Source organism: Bifidobacterium sp. LH_450, from assembly GCF_056356715.1.
In genome coordinates this window covers 152,821-166,140 of sequence record NZ_JBKEUU010000003.1, presented here as the reverse complement: position 1 = coordinate 166,140, position 13,320 = coordinate 152,821, and the positions used below count along the sequence as shown (strand labels likewise).

Below are 13,320 nucleotides of genomic sequence, written 5' to 3'. Positions count from 1 at the left end.
AAGGGGGAGCGATGAACGACAGGCACTCCAGGCGGCAATTGCAGAACGCCAAGGAGATTCTCGAGCGCGCGCTGCGTGCGGAAAACAGGAAGGCGGCCGCAGGAGCAGGTGCCGAGAGCGCGGCGGTGACGGACGGTGCCATGGCGAGGACGAAAGGCATCCCGGCGGCGAGGGGCGGTGACGTGACCGGAAAGAACGGTGGCTCGAGGGGAACGAACCGCGGTTCGGCAATGGACCATGCTTCGATGACGGACCGTGCCTCGGTAACGGGAGATTCAACGCCGGGGGCTGGCTTCCCGAAGGTGACGACGGATGGCGACGGCACGATCCTGTCGCTTTCCGAAGAGCTGCTTCCGGACGCGCTGCCGCCGGTTTCGGGTCCGGCCGTCGCGTTGCAGACGACCAGCGCCGCCACCGCCGCCGACGACATGCCGACGGTGCCGCTGCAGCTTTCCCAGAAGGGTCTCGCGAAACGCGCCGGCGCGAGGATTTCGGTGGGTACCGGCGGCATGGCCCGGCTCACTGGAAACGTTGTCAGGAAGCGGTTCGGAAAGCAAACGTTCGCAGCGCCAATCAAGAAGATTATCCGCCGCGCAGTCGTCGAGATGTTCTCGGCATGGCTGAAGGCGTCGACGGCGCTATGCCGGCTGCTGGGATGGTACCCGAGCGTCAAGCCGTATGTCGGCTACGGAACCGAGGAATATTCGCGGCTCGTGTGCCGTACCGTGTTCGAGCCGCGCCGCAACGGGGCCGGGGAGCCGGTGCGCGGCATCAAGGCGATGCTGGAAGTGCCGGCCGCCGACCAGCGCGTGTGGATCGACATCGACGGCGTGCCGCTCAAGACGGTGCAGATCGGCACGATGGAAGTCTATGACCGCAACGATCCGGCAAAGGCGAAGACGTCGGATTTCGCCGTCTCCGATTCCTCCGGCTACCTCGATCTGCTCGCCGAGCACCGGCTGACGCCCGGCGTGCACACGTTTACATGCCGCGTGCCGAAACGCAAGCCGGTCGCGGCGGAACTGTTCACGATTCCCCGCGACGCGAAGGTCGGCGTCATTTCCGACATCGACGACACGATCATGGTCACGCAGGTGCCGACCGTGTGGAAGGCCGCGTACAACATGCTGCTGCTGTCGCCGCGCAAGCGCGCCTCGGTGCCCGGCATGGCGGTGATGTACAGCAAGATCCAGCAGATGTTCCCACATGCGCCGTTCTTCTACCTGTCGACGTCGCCGTGGAATATCGAGAGCTCGGTGCGCGGGTTCATCCACGACTACGGGTTCCCGGACGGCCCGATGCTGCTGCGCGACCTCGATCCGCGGCCCAAGACGTTCGTGCCGTCGGGCGTGAACCACAAGCTCGAGTACGCCGAGCAGCTGATGGAGGATTTCCCGGACATGAAGTTCATCTTCTTCGGCGACGACGGGCAGAAGGACCCGACGACCTACGCGACGATCGCGCGGCGCTACCCGGGGCGCGTGCTCGCCATCGGCATCCGGCAGCTGTCGCCGCGCGAGGCGTCCGGCGGCCTGAGCGTCGGTGGGCTGGCGATGACGCATCCGATTCCGGCGACCGACGTCCCCGTCTTCACCGGCACCACCGGCGCCAACATGATGAAGACGATGCTCCCGTATTTAGAGTCGATACGCGAGAATCTGTCCTAGAATTTTCCAGCGCCCCGGAATGTAGGACAAGCTAAACCGTTTTTCCTTGTCCTACATTCGGTTCAGCAGTGATTTTGTAGGACGTATTGGGCTTCTTCACTTGCCCCGCCGGCAGGGATCGGTGAGGTGACGGGCCTGCCGAACGGAAGATTCCCGTGTCCATCCCCGCTGGCGGAGATCGGTGAGCGGCGAAGCCGCGAACCGAGAGGTGGTTGCGCAACGTTACCACCCCTCGGATCGCCTTCGCCTGCGGCTCGGCTCTCCGGCCCCCGCCAGCGGGGGCGGCGCCGGGGTACGGCGCGTTACCATCCCTCGGATCAAGCTTCGCCCTCTCTCCGGTCCCCGCTGGTGGGGACGGAAGGTGCGCTATTGCGAGATGCCCATGGTGGAGAGGCACCAGGCGTTTTCGTAGCTGACTTGCTCCCACTGCTTGTAGCGACCCGAGATGCCGCCGTGGCCGGCCTCCACCTCGATGCGGATGACGGCGTCGACGCCGGCGGCTTGCAGCCTCGCCACCCATTTGAGCGGTTCGGCGACCATGACGCGCGTGTCGTTCATCGACGTCGTCACGAAAATCTTCGGGAAATAATGGGTAACATGCCCATCCGGCCAGCAATAGGAAGGTTCGCTGGGCGCTTCGGCAGGCGAGTCCGCTGATGCAGCGGGGTAGGCTGAAGCCGCGGAATCAGCAGAGGAACCGGAACCAGCAGAAGTATCGCAATCGGCAACGGCGTTGGGCTCGGTGGATGCTCCAGAATTGGCAGGGCTGCTAGAAGTCGCGGCTTCGGAGCTAGCAGAAGCACCGGAGCCTGCAGAGGAACCAGTAGAAGAGGTCCGGGAGAGAGACTCGCGGAGGGTGCGGGGGAGGAGATCTGCGGGGAGCGGGGCGTTTTCGTAGGGGGAATACGTTTGCATGTAGCGGTAGGTTTCCGCGTCGTGCAGCGGGTCGCCCCACTCGTCCCATTCGGTCACGGTCAGCGGCAGCGACGGGTCGAGGATCGTCGTCAGCGCGTCGACGAACGGCACGTCCGCTTCGATCCCCGCGTACAGTTCCGGCGCCATGTTCGCGACGGCGCCCATCAGCAGGCCGCCGGCGGAACCGCCGTTGGCGACGGTGCGCTTGCGGTCGGCGAAGCCGGCACGCTGCAGCGCGGCGGTCGCGTCGACGAAATCCTCGAACGTATGCTTCTTGTTGAACCGCCGCCCCTGTTCGTACCAGGCGCGGCCCATTTCGCCGCCGCCGCGGATGTGCGGCAGCGCATAGAGCACGCCGCGGTCGAGCAGGCTCAGCCGCGCCACCGAGAACCCCGGGTCGGAGCTGATTTCGTAGGCTCCATACCCAAGGATGAACAGCGGCATCTGCTTAAGATTTTCCCCTGCGCGCCATACCAGCGACACCGGAATCTGCTCGCCGTCGCGGGCGGTCACCCACAGGCGCGCCTCGCGGTAGTTGCGCGGGTCGAAATCGCCGAGCACCTTCGCGCGCTTGAGCAGCCGGTCGGCGCCGGTTGCCGGGTCGAGTTCGTGCAGCTCGCCCGGCCGCGTGAAGCTGCTGAACGAGTAGCGCATGCGCGGCGCCTCGTACGACGGGTTGCCGCCGGCGCCGATCGAGTACAGCCGCGCGGGCCCCTCCACCGGCATGCCGCACGCCGCCAGCGCCGCAGTATCTGCGTCAACAGTTGCGTCGCTGTCAACGTTTGCTTCGTCTCCTGCGTTTACGGCGCTGGTAACGGTCGCATCGCTGCAAACGTTGCGTTCTGGGCTGCCGGAAGCCGATGCTTCGCCCTCAGTCTGGTGATGGGCGCCGTCCCAATCTCCCTCTAGGGCTGGCGGTTCGACCGGCTGGAAGCGCCAGGGGCGACCGGAGAGGAAATCTTGGGCAGCAGCCTCCTTCGTCATGACGGCGAGGCGGGGCAGCGCGTCGGCGCGGTAGGAGAGCGCGACGAAATGGCGGTGCATTGCGATGCCTTCGATCGCCAGTCCCCGCGCGCCTTGCAGCGCTTCCGGATTGCCGTCGATGTGGCACGGCGTGCCGGCCGGCTTGCCGCTGGCGCCGCGGATGACGGCGTCGCCGAGTTCGCAGCCGTACGGCGAGCCCTGCGCAATGCGCACGCCGTCGCCAAGGCGGTACGGCGGCTTCGTTTCCAGCATGTTGATGATGTCGATCTCGAAGTTCGGGTTCGCCGCGTTGTGATAGACGATGGCGAGCGGGATGTCGGCGCCGTCGGGGCCGGCGCCTTCGAACGACGCGAAGCTGACGTCGTATTCGACGCCCTCCTTGCGCGGAATGAATACCGAAAACTCGCCGGTCGGGTCGTCGACCGGCAGCATGCGCACTTCCGTCGTCGTTTTCGACCCGGTGCCGATGACCACATGGCGTTCGTCGAACGACAAGCCGACGCCAACCCAGAACTTTTCGTCTTGTTCCTCGAAAACAGTGACATCGCTGGAAACCGGCGTGCCGACTTCATGGCGGCGCACGCGGAACGGACGCCACGCGTCATCGAGTTCGGTGGTGAAAACCCACTTGGCGTCGGGCGTGAGGCAAGCGGAGGCGAGACCGTCGAACCGGTCGGGGAGCTCCTGGCCGCAGGACAGGTCGCGGATGCGGAAGTCGTAGCGTTCATCGCCGCTCGTATCGATGCCGTAAAGCAGCCAGCGGCCGTCCTTGCTCAGGTCCATGCCGCCGACGCGGAAGAAATCGTGGCCCTCGGCTTCCTTGTTCATATCGAATACGATCTGCTCGCCCGGCATCGCGCCCGGCTCGTCGGCGGCGTCGATGGCCGGCGGGTCCCAGTCGTCGGGGCCGGCGATCGGCAGGCGGCACTGCACGGCGTACTGCTTGCCTTCCTGCGTGCGCGTGTAGTACCAGTAGCCGTCGATGCGCGTCGGCACCGACATGTCGGTTTCCTGCACGTGCGACTTGAACTCGTCGAACAGCGTGCGGCGCAGGCCGGCGAGCGGCGCCATGCGCGCCTCGCAGTAGCGGTTCTCCTCGGCGACGAAATGGTGCACTTCCGGCGAGTCTTTGTGGCTCATCCAGGCGAAGTGGTCGAGGAAGGCATCGCCGTGGAACCTGCGCACGCTGGCGATGCGCTCGGCGTGCGGCACCGGCGGCACGGCTGCGGCGGTTGCGGCGGCTGCGTTGGCCGTAGCTGGGGCAGTGGCTGCGGCTGATGCGGTAGCCGCAGCTGGTGCGGTAGCTGTGGCGGAAACGTTTGCAGCAGCGGAAGCGTTTGTGACTGCGGAATCATTGGCGGCAGCGGAAACGTTTGCGGCGGAAGAAGTGCGGGAATGTTCGTTCACGCGCTGATTATATCCCGTCCCAATCGCCCTCGGAAGCGGTGCGAGCGTCGCCAGCCGCCGGCGAACTAACCTGCATAAACAGTGCGCTCCCCAGAGGTTTTTTCTGTACGAGGTGGAAACGGGGTTGCCGGGGTGTGGCTGCCGTGTGTGGGTGGGCGGAAGCAACGTTGGCGACGGCAACCTACGGAGGGGAGCCGGCGGGCAATCTCAATATATGGACGAAAGATGGGCGGTATTTCATAAGGCGAAACCTGCGCGGCGGGGGCGGGTGCGGCGAAGTAATCTCGCCGCTATGGACAGTGACATCAGCGACATCAAGAAGCAGTATTCGATTGCCGTCATCCCCGGCGACGGCATCGGCAAGGAAGTGACGCCGTGGGCGCAGAAGGCGCTCGAAAAGGCGGCCGGCGACGTTGCCGATTTCTCCTACACCACGTTCGACCTGGGCGCCGAACGCTACCTGCGCGACGGCGAGATCCTGCCGGACGAAGATCTCGAAGCCATCAAGGAAACCGACGCGATCCTGCTGGGAGCGGTAGGCGACCCGCGCATCAAGGCCGGCATCCTCGAACGCGGGCTGCTGCTGCGGCTGCGCTTCGAACTTGACCAGTATGTGAACCTGCGTCCGAGCAAGCTGTACGAAGGCGTCACGTCGCCGCTCGCGAACCCCGGCGATATCGATTTCGTCGTCGTGCGCGAAGGAACCGAAGGCCTGTACTGCGGTTCGGGCGGCGCGGTGCGGCGCGATACGCCGGAAGAAGTGGCGACCGAAGTCTCGATCAACACCGCGTACGGCGCCGAGCGCGTCGTGCGGTACGCGTTCGACCTCGCGATGAAGCGCCGCAAGCACGTCACGCTCGTCCACAAGAAGAACGTGCTCGTCAACGCCGGCGACATGTGGCAGCGCATCGTCGACCGCGTGGCCGCCGAATACCCGGAGGTCACCCACGACTACTGCCATATCGACGCGGCGACGATCTACCTGGTGTCCGACCCGTCGCGCTTCGACGTCATCCTTACCGACAACCTGTTCGGCGACATCCTGACCGACGAAGCCGGCGCCGTCGTGGGCGGCGTGGGCTACTCCGCGTCCGGCTGCATCAACGCGTCGAACGAGTTCCCGTCGATGTTCGAGCCGATCCACGGCTCCGCGCCGGACATCGCCGGCCAGGGCAAGGCGAACCCGACCGCCGCGATCCTGTCCGCCGCGATGCTGCTGCGCCACCTCGGATTCGACGACGCGGCTGCGCGGATCGACGCGGCCGTGGAAGCGGACATCGCCGAGCTCGGTTCGACGGAACGTTCCACCGACCAGGTCGGCGCCGACATCCTCGCGCGGCTGTAAAGACGGCGCTGCAAACGCTTGCGCCGCTGCAAACGGTGGCGGCGCTGCAAACGTGCGCTGCCGGTTCGCTGGACGGCGCGGAAATTCCGGCTGCGGCTCCCCAAGACTTCAGCCCGCTGTCAAAGCGCCGTGCGGACGCGGCGTGGGTAGAGCGCTTTGGGTAGACTTGCAGCTGAACGAACGGGGTGGCTTCGGCCGCCCACCCGACGAAAGAGGTTTCTTATGTGCAACTGTGATTGCAACTGCAACGACGGCTACAACGCGAACTACTTCCACTGCTCCAACGGCGTGCAGGAATACGCGAAGCCGTCCGCTGGCCCGTACATCGCTTCCGAGCACATCCCGGGCGAGTACGGCCCGACCTACGTGGCCTGATTCGCACAGCGTTTCGCAAGATTTCAGCGGCTCCCGCAGCTTTCGCCTGCTGGGAGCCGCTTTTGTTATTGCTGGCTCCGATCGATGGTTTAGGGGCCGTTTCTGTGCACCATTAACGGAATTGGATGCCTTGGCAGGACAGGGTGCATAAAAAATGCAGGAAGAATGGGTTTGCGCAGGGAAAGGAGCTGAGGCGTGGGCGACGAGCGCATTGGTGGCGAAAAGTTGATAAGCTGTGGTCAACCCGAGCGGCGACAACGTTTGCACCGCTTGCGGAAGAGATCTAGAGGAGACCACTATGACTGACGCAAACAATCAGCCTGCATATCCGTCCGAACCCATGCCGCCGACCCCCGTGCCGCCCGCTGCGGAGAATGCGGCCGCCCAGCCGTCCTACGCGCCGGAGCCGCCCGCTCCGGCGGTGCCCGCTATGCCGGAAGCACCGTCCTATGCTTCCGAGCCGCCGGCACCGGTGCAGAGCGCGCCGGAACCGGCTTATATGGAAGAGACCGAAACGGTCGTTGAAGTAGCCGGCGCCGTTCCGGTTCCTCAACACGCCGAGGACGGAGGAACCGGAGCTGAAGCGGGGGCGTCAGCGGGGGTTCCGGTTCCTCCGCAGGCCGAGCCGGCCTATGCGCCGGAGACGCCGCAAAGCGTGCAGCCGGCTCCGCAGTATGCGCCGGAAACCTCGCAGTACGCGCAGCCGGAACCTCAGTACGCGCAGGAGACTGCGCAGTATGCCGAGCCGCAGTCTCAGCCCCAGTACGCCCCGGAAGCGTCCCAGTATGCGCAGCCGGAGCCTCAGTATGCTCAGGAGGCGCCGCAGTACGCGCCGGAAGCGGGGCAGTATGCGCAGCCCGAATCTCAGTACGCGCAGCAGCCGCAGTATGACCAGCAGTACGGGCAGGGAGCCTATGGCGCGGCGCCGGCCTATGGGGAGTCTGCTGCCTACGGGGCGGCTCCGGCTTATGGGGAATCTGCCGCCTACGGCGCAGCCCCGGCATACGGTACGGCTCCGGCCTATGGGGATTCCGCTGCGTACGGCGCAGCCCCGGCATACGGTGCGGCTCCGGCGTACGGCGCGCCCGGAGCCGGGTACGCGGCGCCGGCCGGCACGCCGGTGTACAGCGCCACCGGCCAGCCGGTGCCCGCGGGCTATTCCCAGCGCAGCAAGCTGGCGGCCGGCCTGCTGAGCATTTTCCTTGGCGGTCTCGGCGTCGGCAACTTCTACCTCGGCAACTACGGCAAGGCCGTCGCCCAGCTGCTGCTGACGGTGCTCGGCTGGATCGTCATTGTCGGACCGGTCGCGGCGGAAATCTGGGGCATTATCGAAGGCGTGCTCATCCTCACGTCCGATTACGGCTCCAAGTGGCACCGCGACGGCAAGGGCGTCGAACTGAAAGACTGACGGTGCGCGCATCCACTGAACGCAAGACCCCCGGCGGCAAGATGATCCGGCTCACGCTGGCTGACGGCGCCGGGGGTCGCGCCGTCGTGTCCGTCGACGGCGACTTTTTCGTCGACGACGCTGAATCTGTCGCCGCGCTCGAGCGGGCGCTGACGGGCGCCTTTCTGAAGGGAGATTGGGGGAGCGCCGCGCTCGCCGGCGTGGTGCGCCGCTGCTACGAGACTTCGGGGGAGCTCGTCGGCGCGGACCCGGAGTGCGTTGCGCAGGCGGCGGAGGAGGTGTTTGGGAGATTCGCTGCGGGGGCGGCAGCGGAACGAGATTACGGGGCTTCGCGGGGATTTTCTGAAGATTTCTGTAGTTCTGGGGCGACTTTAGATTCTGCGGATGCTGGCGAAAGTGCGGGGTCGGGAAACGTTACCACCCCCCGCTTCGCCTTCGGCTCAGCGACCCCCGAACAAGGCCGCAAACGCTCCTCGCGTTTGCATATTTCAGCGGCGGGCGCCAGCGGGGGTGGGAATACAGGTCTTTCGGAAGAAGTCGTGCGGAGTTGGTGGAGGGGAGTGTATCCGGGGCTGGAAGTGGTGGTGGACTCGCCGCGGTTGCCGCGGGAACAGATGGCTGTTGAGGACGAGTGGAGCCAGGAAGTGGCGCGGGGGGAGCGCGGGGCGACGCTGCGAATCTGGGATTGGGCGGCGCCGGCGGTGGTGATCGGGCGCTTCCAGTCTGAGCGCAACGAAGTGCACGCCGACGTCGCGGCGGCCGAAGGGTTCGCCGTCGTGCGGCGCTCGACCGGCGGCGGCGCGATGTTCGTCGAACCGCGCAACACCATTACCTACTCGCTGTACGTTCCCTCCGCGCCGCTCGCCGGCTTCAGCGTCGCCGACACGTTCCGGCTGCTCGACGGCTGGGCGGTCTGGTCGCTGCGGCGCCTCGGGATCGAAGCCGGCTTCGGCGGACTCAACGACATCGTGTCGCCGAACGGCAAGATCGGCGGCGCGGCTGAGCGGCGTGTCGGTTCCGCCGCGGTGCTGCACCACACGACGCTCGCCTACGATATCGACGCCGAGAAAATGGCGCGGGTGCTGAACGTGTCGCCGGCGAAGTTCGCCGACAAGGCGGTCAAGTCCGCCAAGCGGCGTGTCGACCCGCTGTGCCGCCAGACTTCGCTGAGCCGAAGCGAAATCGCGGCCGGTCTGGTGGAGGGGCTGCGCGAGTTCTGCCTGTGCTGACGGACTCGTTTTCGATAGAATGGACGGGATGTCTGGAGGTGCGATGGATCCCAACCCTTTGCTCAATACCGCCCTGTTCAAGCAGGTGTCGCCGCAGCAGGCGCAGGAGCTGCTGCCGCACATGCGTAGCGCGGCCATGCGCAAAGGCGACTATATTTTCCGCGAAGGCGACACCGACCACCGGCTCTACCTCATTGAAGAGGGGCGCGTGAAGCTCATCAGCGTGTCGCAGGACAAGCGCGTGCAGCTGCTGTCAATCCATGCGCGCGGCGAAGTGCTCGGCGAGATTCCGGTATTCGACCCCGAAGGCGGCCCGCGCACGGCCAGCGCGGTGGCGATGTGCGCGACGAAGGTGCTGTGGCTGGAACGCGACGCCCTGTTCGCGTGGCTTGACGAGTACCCGGGCGTCGCCGTCGACATGCTGCAGGTGCTCGCCCACCGCATGCGCGCCAACAACGACCGTTTCGCCGATCTTGTGTTCAAGGACGTGCCGGCGCGTCTTGCGAAAACGCTGATTGATCTGGCGACGCGGTTCGGGCGGCCGGTCGAGGCCGGTCTTGAAGTGCCGCACGACCTGACCCAGGAGGAGATGGCGCAGCTGGTCGGCGCCTCGCGCGAGACGGTGAACAAGGCGCTGACCGACTTCACGAACCGCGGATGGATCGCGCGCCGCGGCCGCACGATCATCATCTACCAGCCGGGCGCCCTGATCCGCCGTTCCCAGCGCTAGCGGCTGCGGAACCCCTCGTGGGGTGAGCGATTTTTGTTAGAACTCTATGGAGAAATGCAGGTGCCGTAGGGCGTGCGCTTTAGAATGGAGCGTATGCCCAAGAACACCAGTACTCCCAAGAAGAAAACTCTGTCTGCGCGCCGGGTGCTCGCGCTGATCCTCGCGTTCCTGACGCTGTGCATCGCCGGGGGCGCCGTAACGAGCCTGCTGTTCCTTCCGGGCGTGCTGGGCGCCAACGCCGCCGTCAAGGCGGTGTCGCCGTCGCTGGAAGTGGAGGGCATCGACTTCGACGTGACGAGCCTGCCGCAGAAATCGACGATGTACGCGTCGGACGGCACGACGGTCATCGCCGAATTCTATGCGCAGAACCGCGAGGTCGTGCCGCTGAAATCGATTTCCAAGGCGATGCAGCAAGCCGTCGTCGCGAGGGAGGACAAGCGTTTCTTCGAACACTCCGGCGTCGACGTGCAGGGCGTGATCCGAGCGTTCGTGCAGACGTACATCAAGTCCGGCGACCAGCAGGGCGGTTCGTCGCTGACGCAGCAGTACGTCAAGAACATCCTGGCGACGCAGGCGCGCGAAGACGACGACCCGATTGCCGAATACCATGCCACTGAGGACACGATCGCGCGCAAGATGCGCGAAATGCTGATCGCGACCCAGCTGGAACAGAAGTATTCGAAGGCGGAAATCCTGCAGGGCTACCTGAACATCGCGCAGTTCGGCTCCAACTCGCTGTACGGGGTGCAGGCGGCGGCCGAACGCTACTTCAACACGACCGCCGACAAGCTCACCGTCATCCAGGCGGCGACGATCGCGTCGATCACGAAGAACCCGTCGCAGTACGACCCGTCGATCGAGGCGAACCAGAAAGCGGCGCAGGAACAGCGCAACATCGTGCTCGACCTGATGTACCAGCAGGGCTACATCAGCCAGGAGGAGTGCACGAAGGACAAGGCGACGCCGATTGCCGACACGCTGGATATCCAGAATGTCAGCCACGGCTGCATGGCCGCGTCGTACGATGCCGGCTTCTTCTGCGACTATGTCGTGCACAAAATCGAGAATTCCGAGGAGTTCGGCGCGACGGCGCAGGAACGCGAGAAGCTGCTGCAAGAGGGCGGCCTGAAGATCGTGACGACGCTGGACATCGACGCGAACACCGAAATGATGGAGACTGCAAACGAAACCATCCCTGCAAACGATTCCAGCGGGATGGAAATCGTCATGGCGTCGATCAAGCCGGGAACCGGCGAAGTGCTCGGCTTCGGCATCAACCGGACCTACGACGCCACCGAAGCGGCGGCGACCGACCAAACGAAGACGTCGATGAACTACGCCGTAGACCAGATCGACGGTGGCGGCTCCGGATTCCAGATCGGTTCGAGCTGGAAGCCGATCAATCTCGTCGCCTGGATGCAGCAAGGCCACTCGATCAACGAACCGCTGATCAACCCGACCGATTTCAAGACGTCGCTGTTCACCTGCTCCGGCTACACCGGCGGCACCGACGTATGGCACGTTACGAACGCGTTGACGAACGGCACCGTCAGCCCGGAAAGCCCGTTCCTCGGCCTCGTCCACTCGCACAACACGACGATGGCGTCGCTCGGCGCCAAGATCGGCCTGTGCGCGGTGGCGGACGCGGCGAAGGCGATGGGCTACCATAACTCCGCCATCGGGCAGGAGGACGTGTACAGCTCGGTGTCGATGCACCCGGCGCTGCTGATCGGCGGCACCACCGCGGTCTCGCCGCTGACGATGGCGAACGTGTACGCGACGATTGCGTCGAACGGCGTCGAATGCACCCCGATCGCGCTCAAGTCGGTCACCGATTCGGACGGCAAGTCGCTGGACGTTCCGAGCGCGAACTGCCACCAGGCCATCGACAAGGACATCATCCAGACCGTTGCGTACGCGATGAACCAGGGCGTCGTGCGTTCCGACGGCGCCGCCACCGTCGCGCAGCTCGACAACAACCGCAAGACGTTCGCGAAGACCGGTACGAACGAGGACATGTACGTGACGACCGGCGGCTTCATACCGAACCAGATCGCGACGTTCGTGCTCGTCGGCGACGTGCAGGACCCGACCGGCCACCCGATTGCGAACATCTCGATCAACGGCCAGTACCACTCGTACTGGGATGGTTCCACGATTGCGGCGCCGGCGTGGAAGAAGTTCCTCAACAAGTACTCGAGCACGAAGAACCTGCCGATCGACAACGATTACGGCACGCCGGTCGATAAATACATGAAGACGACTACGTCGACGTCCGGGTCGACTTCGACGTCAAGTTCGTCGGCGACGTCGACAACGACGCAATAAATCTCGGATTGAGATTGCCGGCGGCGCTGCGGCTGTTGCGTTCGCAGCGGCGCCGGCCGGGTTTACTCTACGAGTTCCTCGTCTTCGGCGAGTTCGGGGAGTTCGCCGGCGTCGGGGTCGACTTGCTTGGCGAGGATGAGCTCCTTGACCAGGTCGCGGGTCTTCATCACCGAATCCGGGTCGAGGCCGTCGTCGGTGATGACGGTGTCGACCTGCTCGAAGCGGGCGAACAGCGACAGCGACGTGCTGCTCCACTTCGTGTGGTCGGTGAGGATGATCGTGCGGTCGGCGATGTCCATCATCGCCATGTCGGTGGCCGCCTCCAGCGAGTTCGGCATCAGGAAGCCGCGCGGAATCGAGACCGAATGCGTGCCGAGGAACACGGTGTTGACGCGCAGGCTCGCGATGACCTTGTCGGCGATCGGGCCGACCAGCGAGTTCGAACGGGTGATGACGCCGCCGGTGACGATGACCTCGACGTCCTTCGATTCGAGCGCCTGCACCAGTTCGGCCACCGGAATGGAGTTGGTGAGGATGGTGATGCCGCTGGACTGCTGCGACTCGAGCAGATGCTGGGCGAACACATAGGCGGTCGTGCCGCCGCCGATGGCGATGACGTCGCCGGGGGAGACGAGGTTGATCGCTTCCTGGGCGATGGCGTCCTTGAGCCCGATGTCCATTTGCGACTTGACGGAGAACAGCGGCTCGCTCAGCAGCGTGCTGGTGGATACCGCGCCGCCGTGTACGCGCTTGAGCAAGCCCTTGTCGGCGAGCTCGGCGATATCGCGGCGAATGGTCATCGCCGATACGCCGAGCTCTTTGGAGAGCGCAGTGATGCGCACCGCTCCGCGCGTACGCAGCCTGCTCACGATGAGGTGTTGACGTTGTGACGAAATCATACGCACATTATCGCACACATTCACCCACAAAGC

At 65.1% G+C, this 13,320-nt stretch carries 9 protein-coding genes; 7 read left to right on the top strand and 2 right to left on the bottom strand.

The genetic code is table 11. The annotated features are described in order from the left end of the window. The first annotated feature begins 11 nt into the window (after positions 1–11). On the top strand, positions 12–1,667 hold the full coding sequence (locus tag AC1AXT_RS05420) for an App1 family protein (protein WP_476541375.1): 1,656 nt from the start codon (positions 12–14) through the stop codon (positions 1,665–1,667). A 366-nt stretch (positions 1,668–2,033) separates the two neighbouring features. On the opposite strand, the gene AC1AXT_RS05415 is transcribed toward AC1AXT_RS05420, so the two are convergent. Then, positions 2,034–4,787 (bottom strand): S9 family peptidase, encoded by a 2,754-nt coding sequence (locus tag AC1AXT_RS05415; RefSeq protein ID WP_476541426.1) that lies wholly within the window; start codon positions 4,785–4,787, stop codon positions 2,034–2,036. 499 nt (positions 4,788–5,286) lie between these two features. On the opposite strand from AC1AXT_RS05415, the gene AC1AXT_RS05410 reads away from it, so the two are divergent. From AC1AXT_RS05410 to AC1AXT_RS05385, 6 genes are all read left to right on the top strand, one after another. Then, positions 5,287–6,318 carry a 3-isopropylmalate dehydrogenase gene (locus AC1AXT_RS05410; protein WP_476541424.1) on the top strand — a complete coding sequence of 344 codons (1,032 nt, stop codon included), beginning with the start codon at positions 5,287–5,289 and terminating at the stop codon, positions 6,316–6,318. 222 nt (positions 6,319–6,540) lie between these two features. Next, the gene (locus AC1AXT_RS05405; RefSeq protein WP_476541373.1) at positions 6,541–6,693 is read left to right on the top strand and encodes a hypothetical protein; all 153 of its coding nucleotides are present in this window, start codon (positions 6,541–6,543) and stop codon (positions 6,691–6,693) included. Positions 6,694–7,192: 499 nt separating this feature from the next. Further along, positions 7,193–8,101, top strand: a complete 909-nt coding sequence (locus AC1AXT_RS05400) for a TM2 domain-containing protein (protein ID WP_476541423.1) — start codon at positions 7,193–7,195, stop codon at positions 8,099–8,101. A gap of 2 nt (positions 8,102–8,103) precedes the next feature. Continuing rightward, on the top strand, positions 8,104–9,330 hold the full coding sequence (locus tag AC1AXT_RS05395) for a lipoate--protein ligase family protein (protein ID WP_476541371.1): 1,227 nt from the start codon (positions 8,104–8,106) through the stop codon (positions 9,328–9,330). 28 nt (positions 9,331–9,358) lie between these two features. After that, entirely contained in the window at positions 9,359–10,060 is a 702-nt protein-coding gene (locus AC1AXT_RS05390) for a Crp/Fnr family transcriptional regulator (protein ID WP_476562935.1), read from the top strand. A 93-nt stretch (positions 10,061–10,153) separates the two neighbouring features. Beyond that, entirely contained in the window at positions 10,154–12,388 is a 2,235-nt protein-coding gene (locus tag AC1AXT_RS05385; protein WP_476541368.1) for a transglycosylase domain-containing protein, read from the top strand. A 62-nt stretch (positions 12,389–12,450) separates the two neighbouring features. Here AC1AXT_RS05385 and AC1AXT_RS05380 read toward each other — a convergent pair whose 3' ends face one another. Continuing rightward, entirely contained in the window at positions 12,451–13,287 is an 837-nt protein-coding gene (locus tag AC1AXT_RS05380) for a DeoR/GlpR family DNA-binding transcription regulator (RefSeq protein ID WP_476541366.1), read from the bottom strand. Positions 13,288–13,320: the final 33 nt, after the last annotated feature.

What these genes read in the sequence shown, in the direction of transcription:
- AC1AXT_RS05420 (WP_476541375.1), top strand. Translation starts at nt 12, where the DNA reads ATGAACGACAGGCACTCCAGGCGGCAATTGCAGAACGCCAAGGAGATT.
- AC1AXT_RS05405 (WP_476541373.1), top strand. Translation starts at nt 6,541, where the DNA reads ATGTGCAACTGTGATTGCAACTGCAACGACGGCTACAACGCGAACTAC.
- AC1AXT_RS05400 (WP_476541423.1), top strand. Translation starts at nt 7,193, where the DNA reads ATGGAAGAGACCGAAACGGTCGTTGAAGTAGCCGGCGCCGTTCCGGTT.
- AC1AXT_RS05390 (WP_476562935.1), top strand. Translation starts at nt 9,359, where the DNA reads ATGTCTGGAGGTGCGATGGATCCCAACCCTTTGCTCAATACCGCCCTG.
- AC1AXT_RS05385 (WP_476541368.1), top strand. Translation starts at nt 10,154, where the DNA reads ATGCCCAAGAACACCAGTACTCCCAAGAAGAAAACTCTGTCTGCGCGC.
- AC1AXT_RS05380 (WP_476541366.1), bottom strand. Translation starts at nt 13,287, where the DNA reads ATGATTTCGTCACAACGTCAACACCTCATCGTGAGCAGGCTGCGTACG.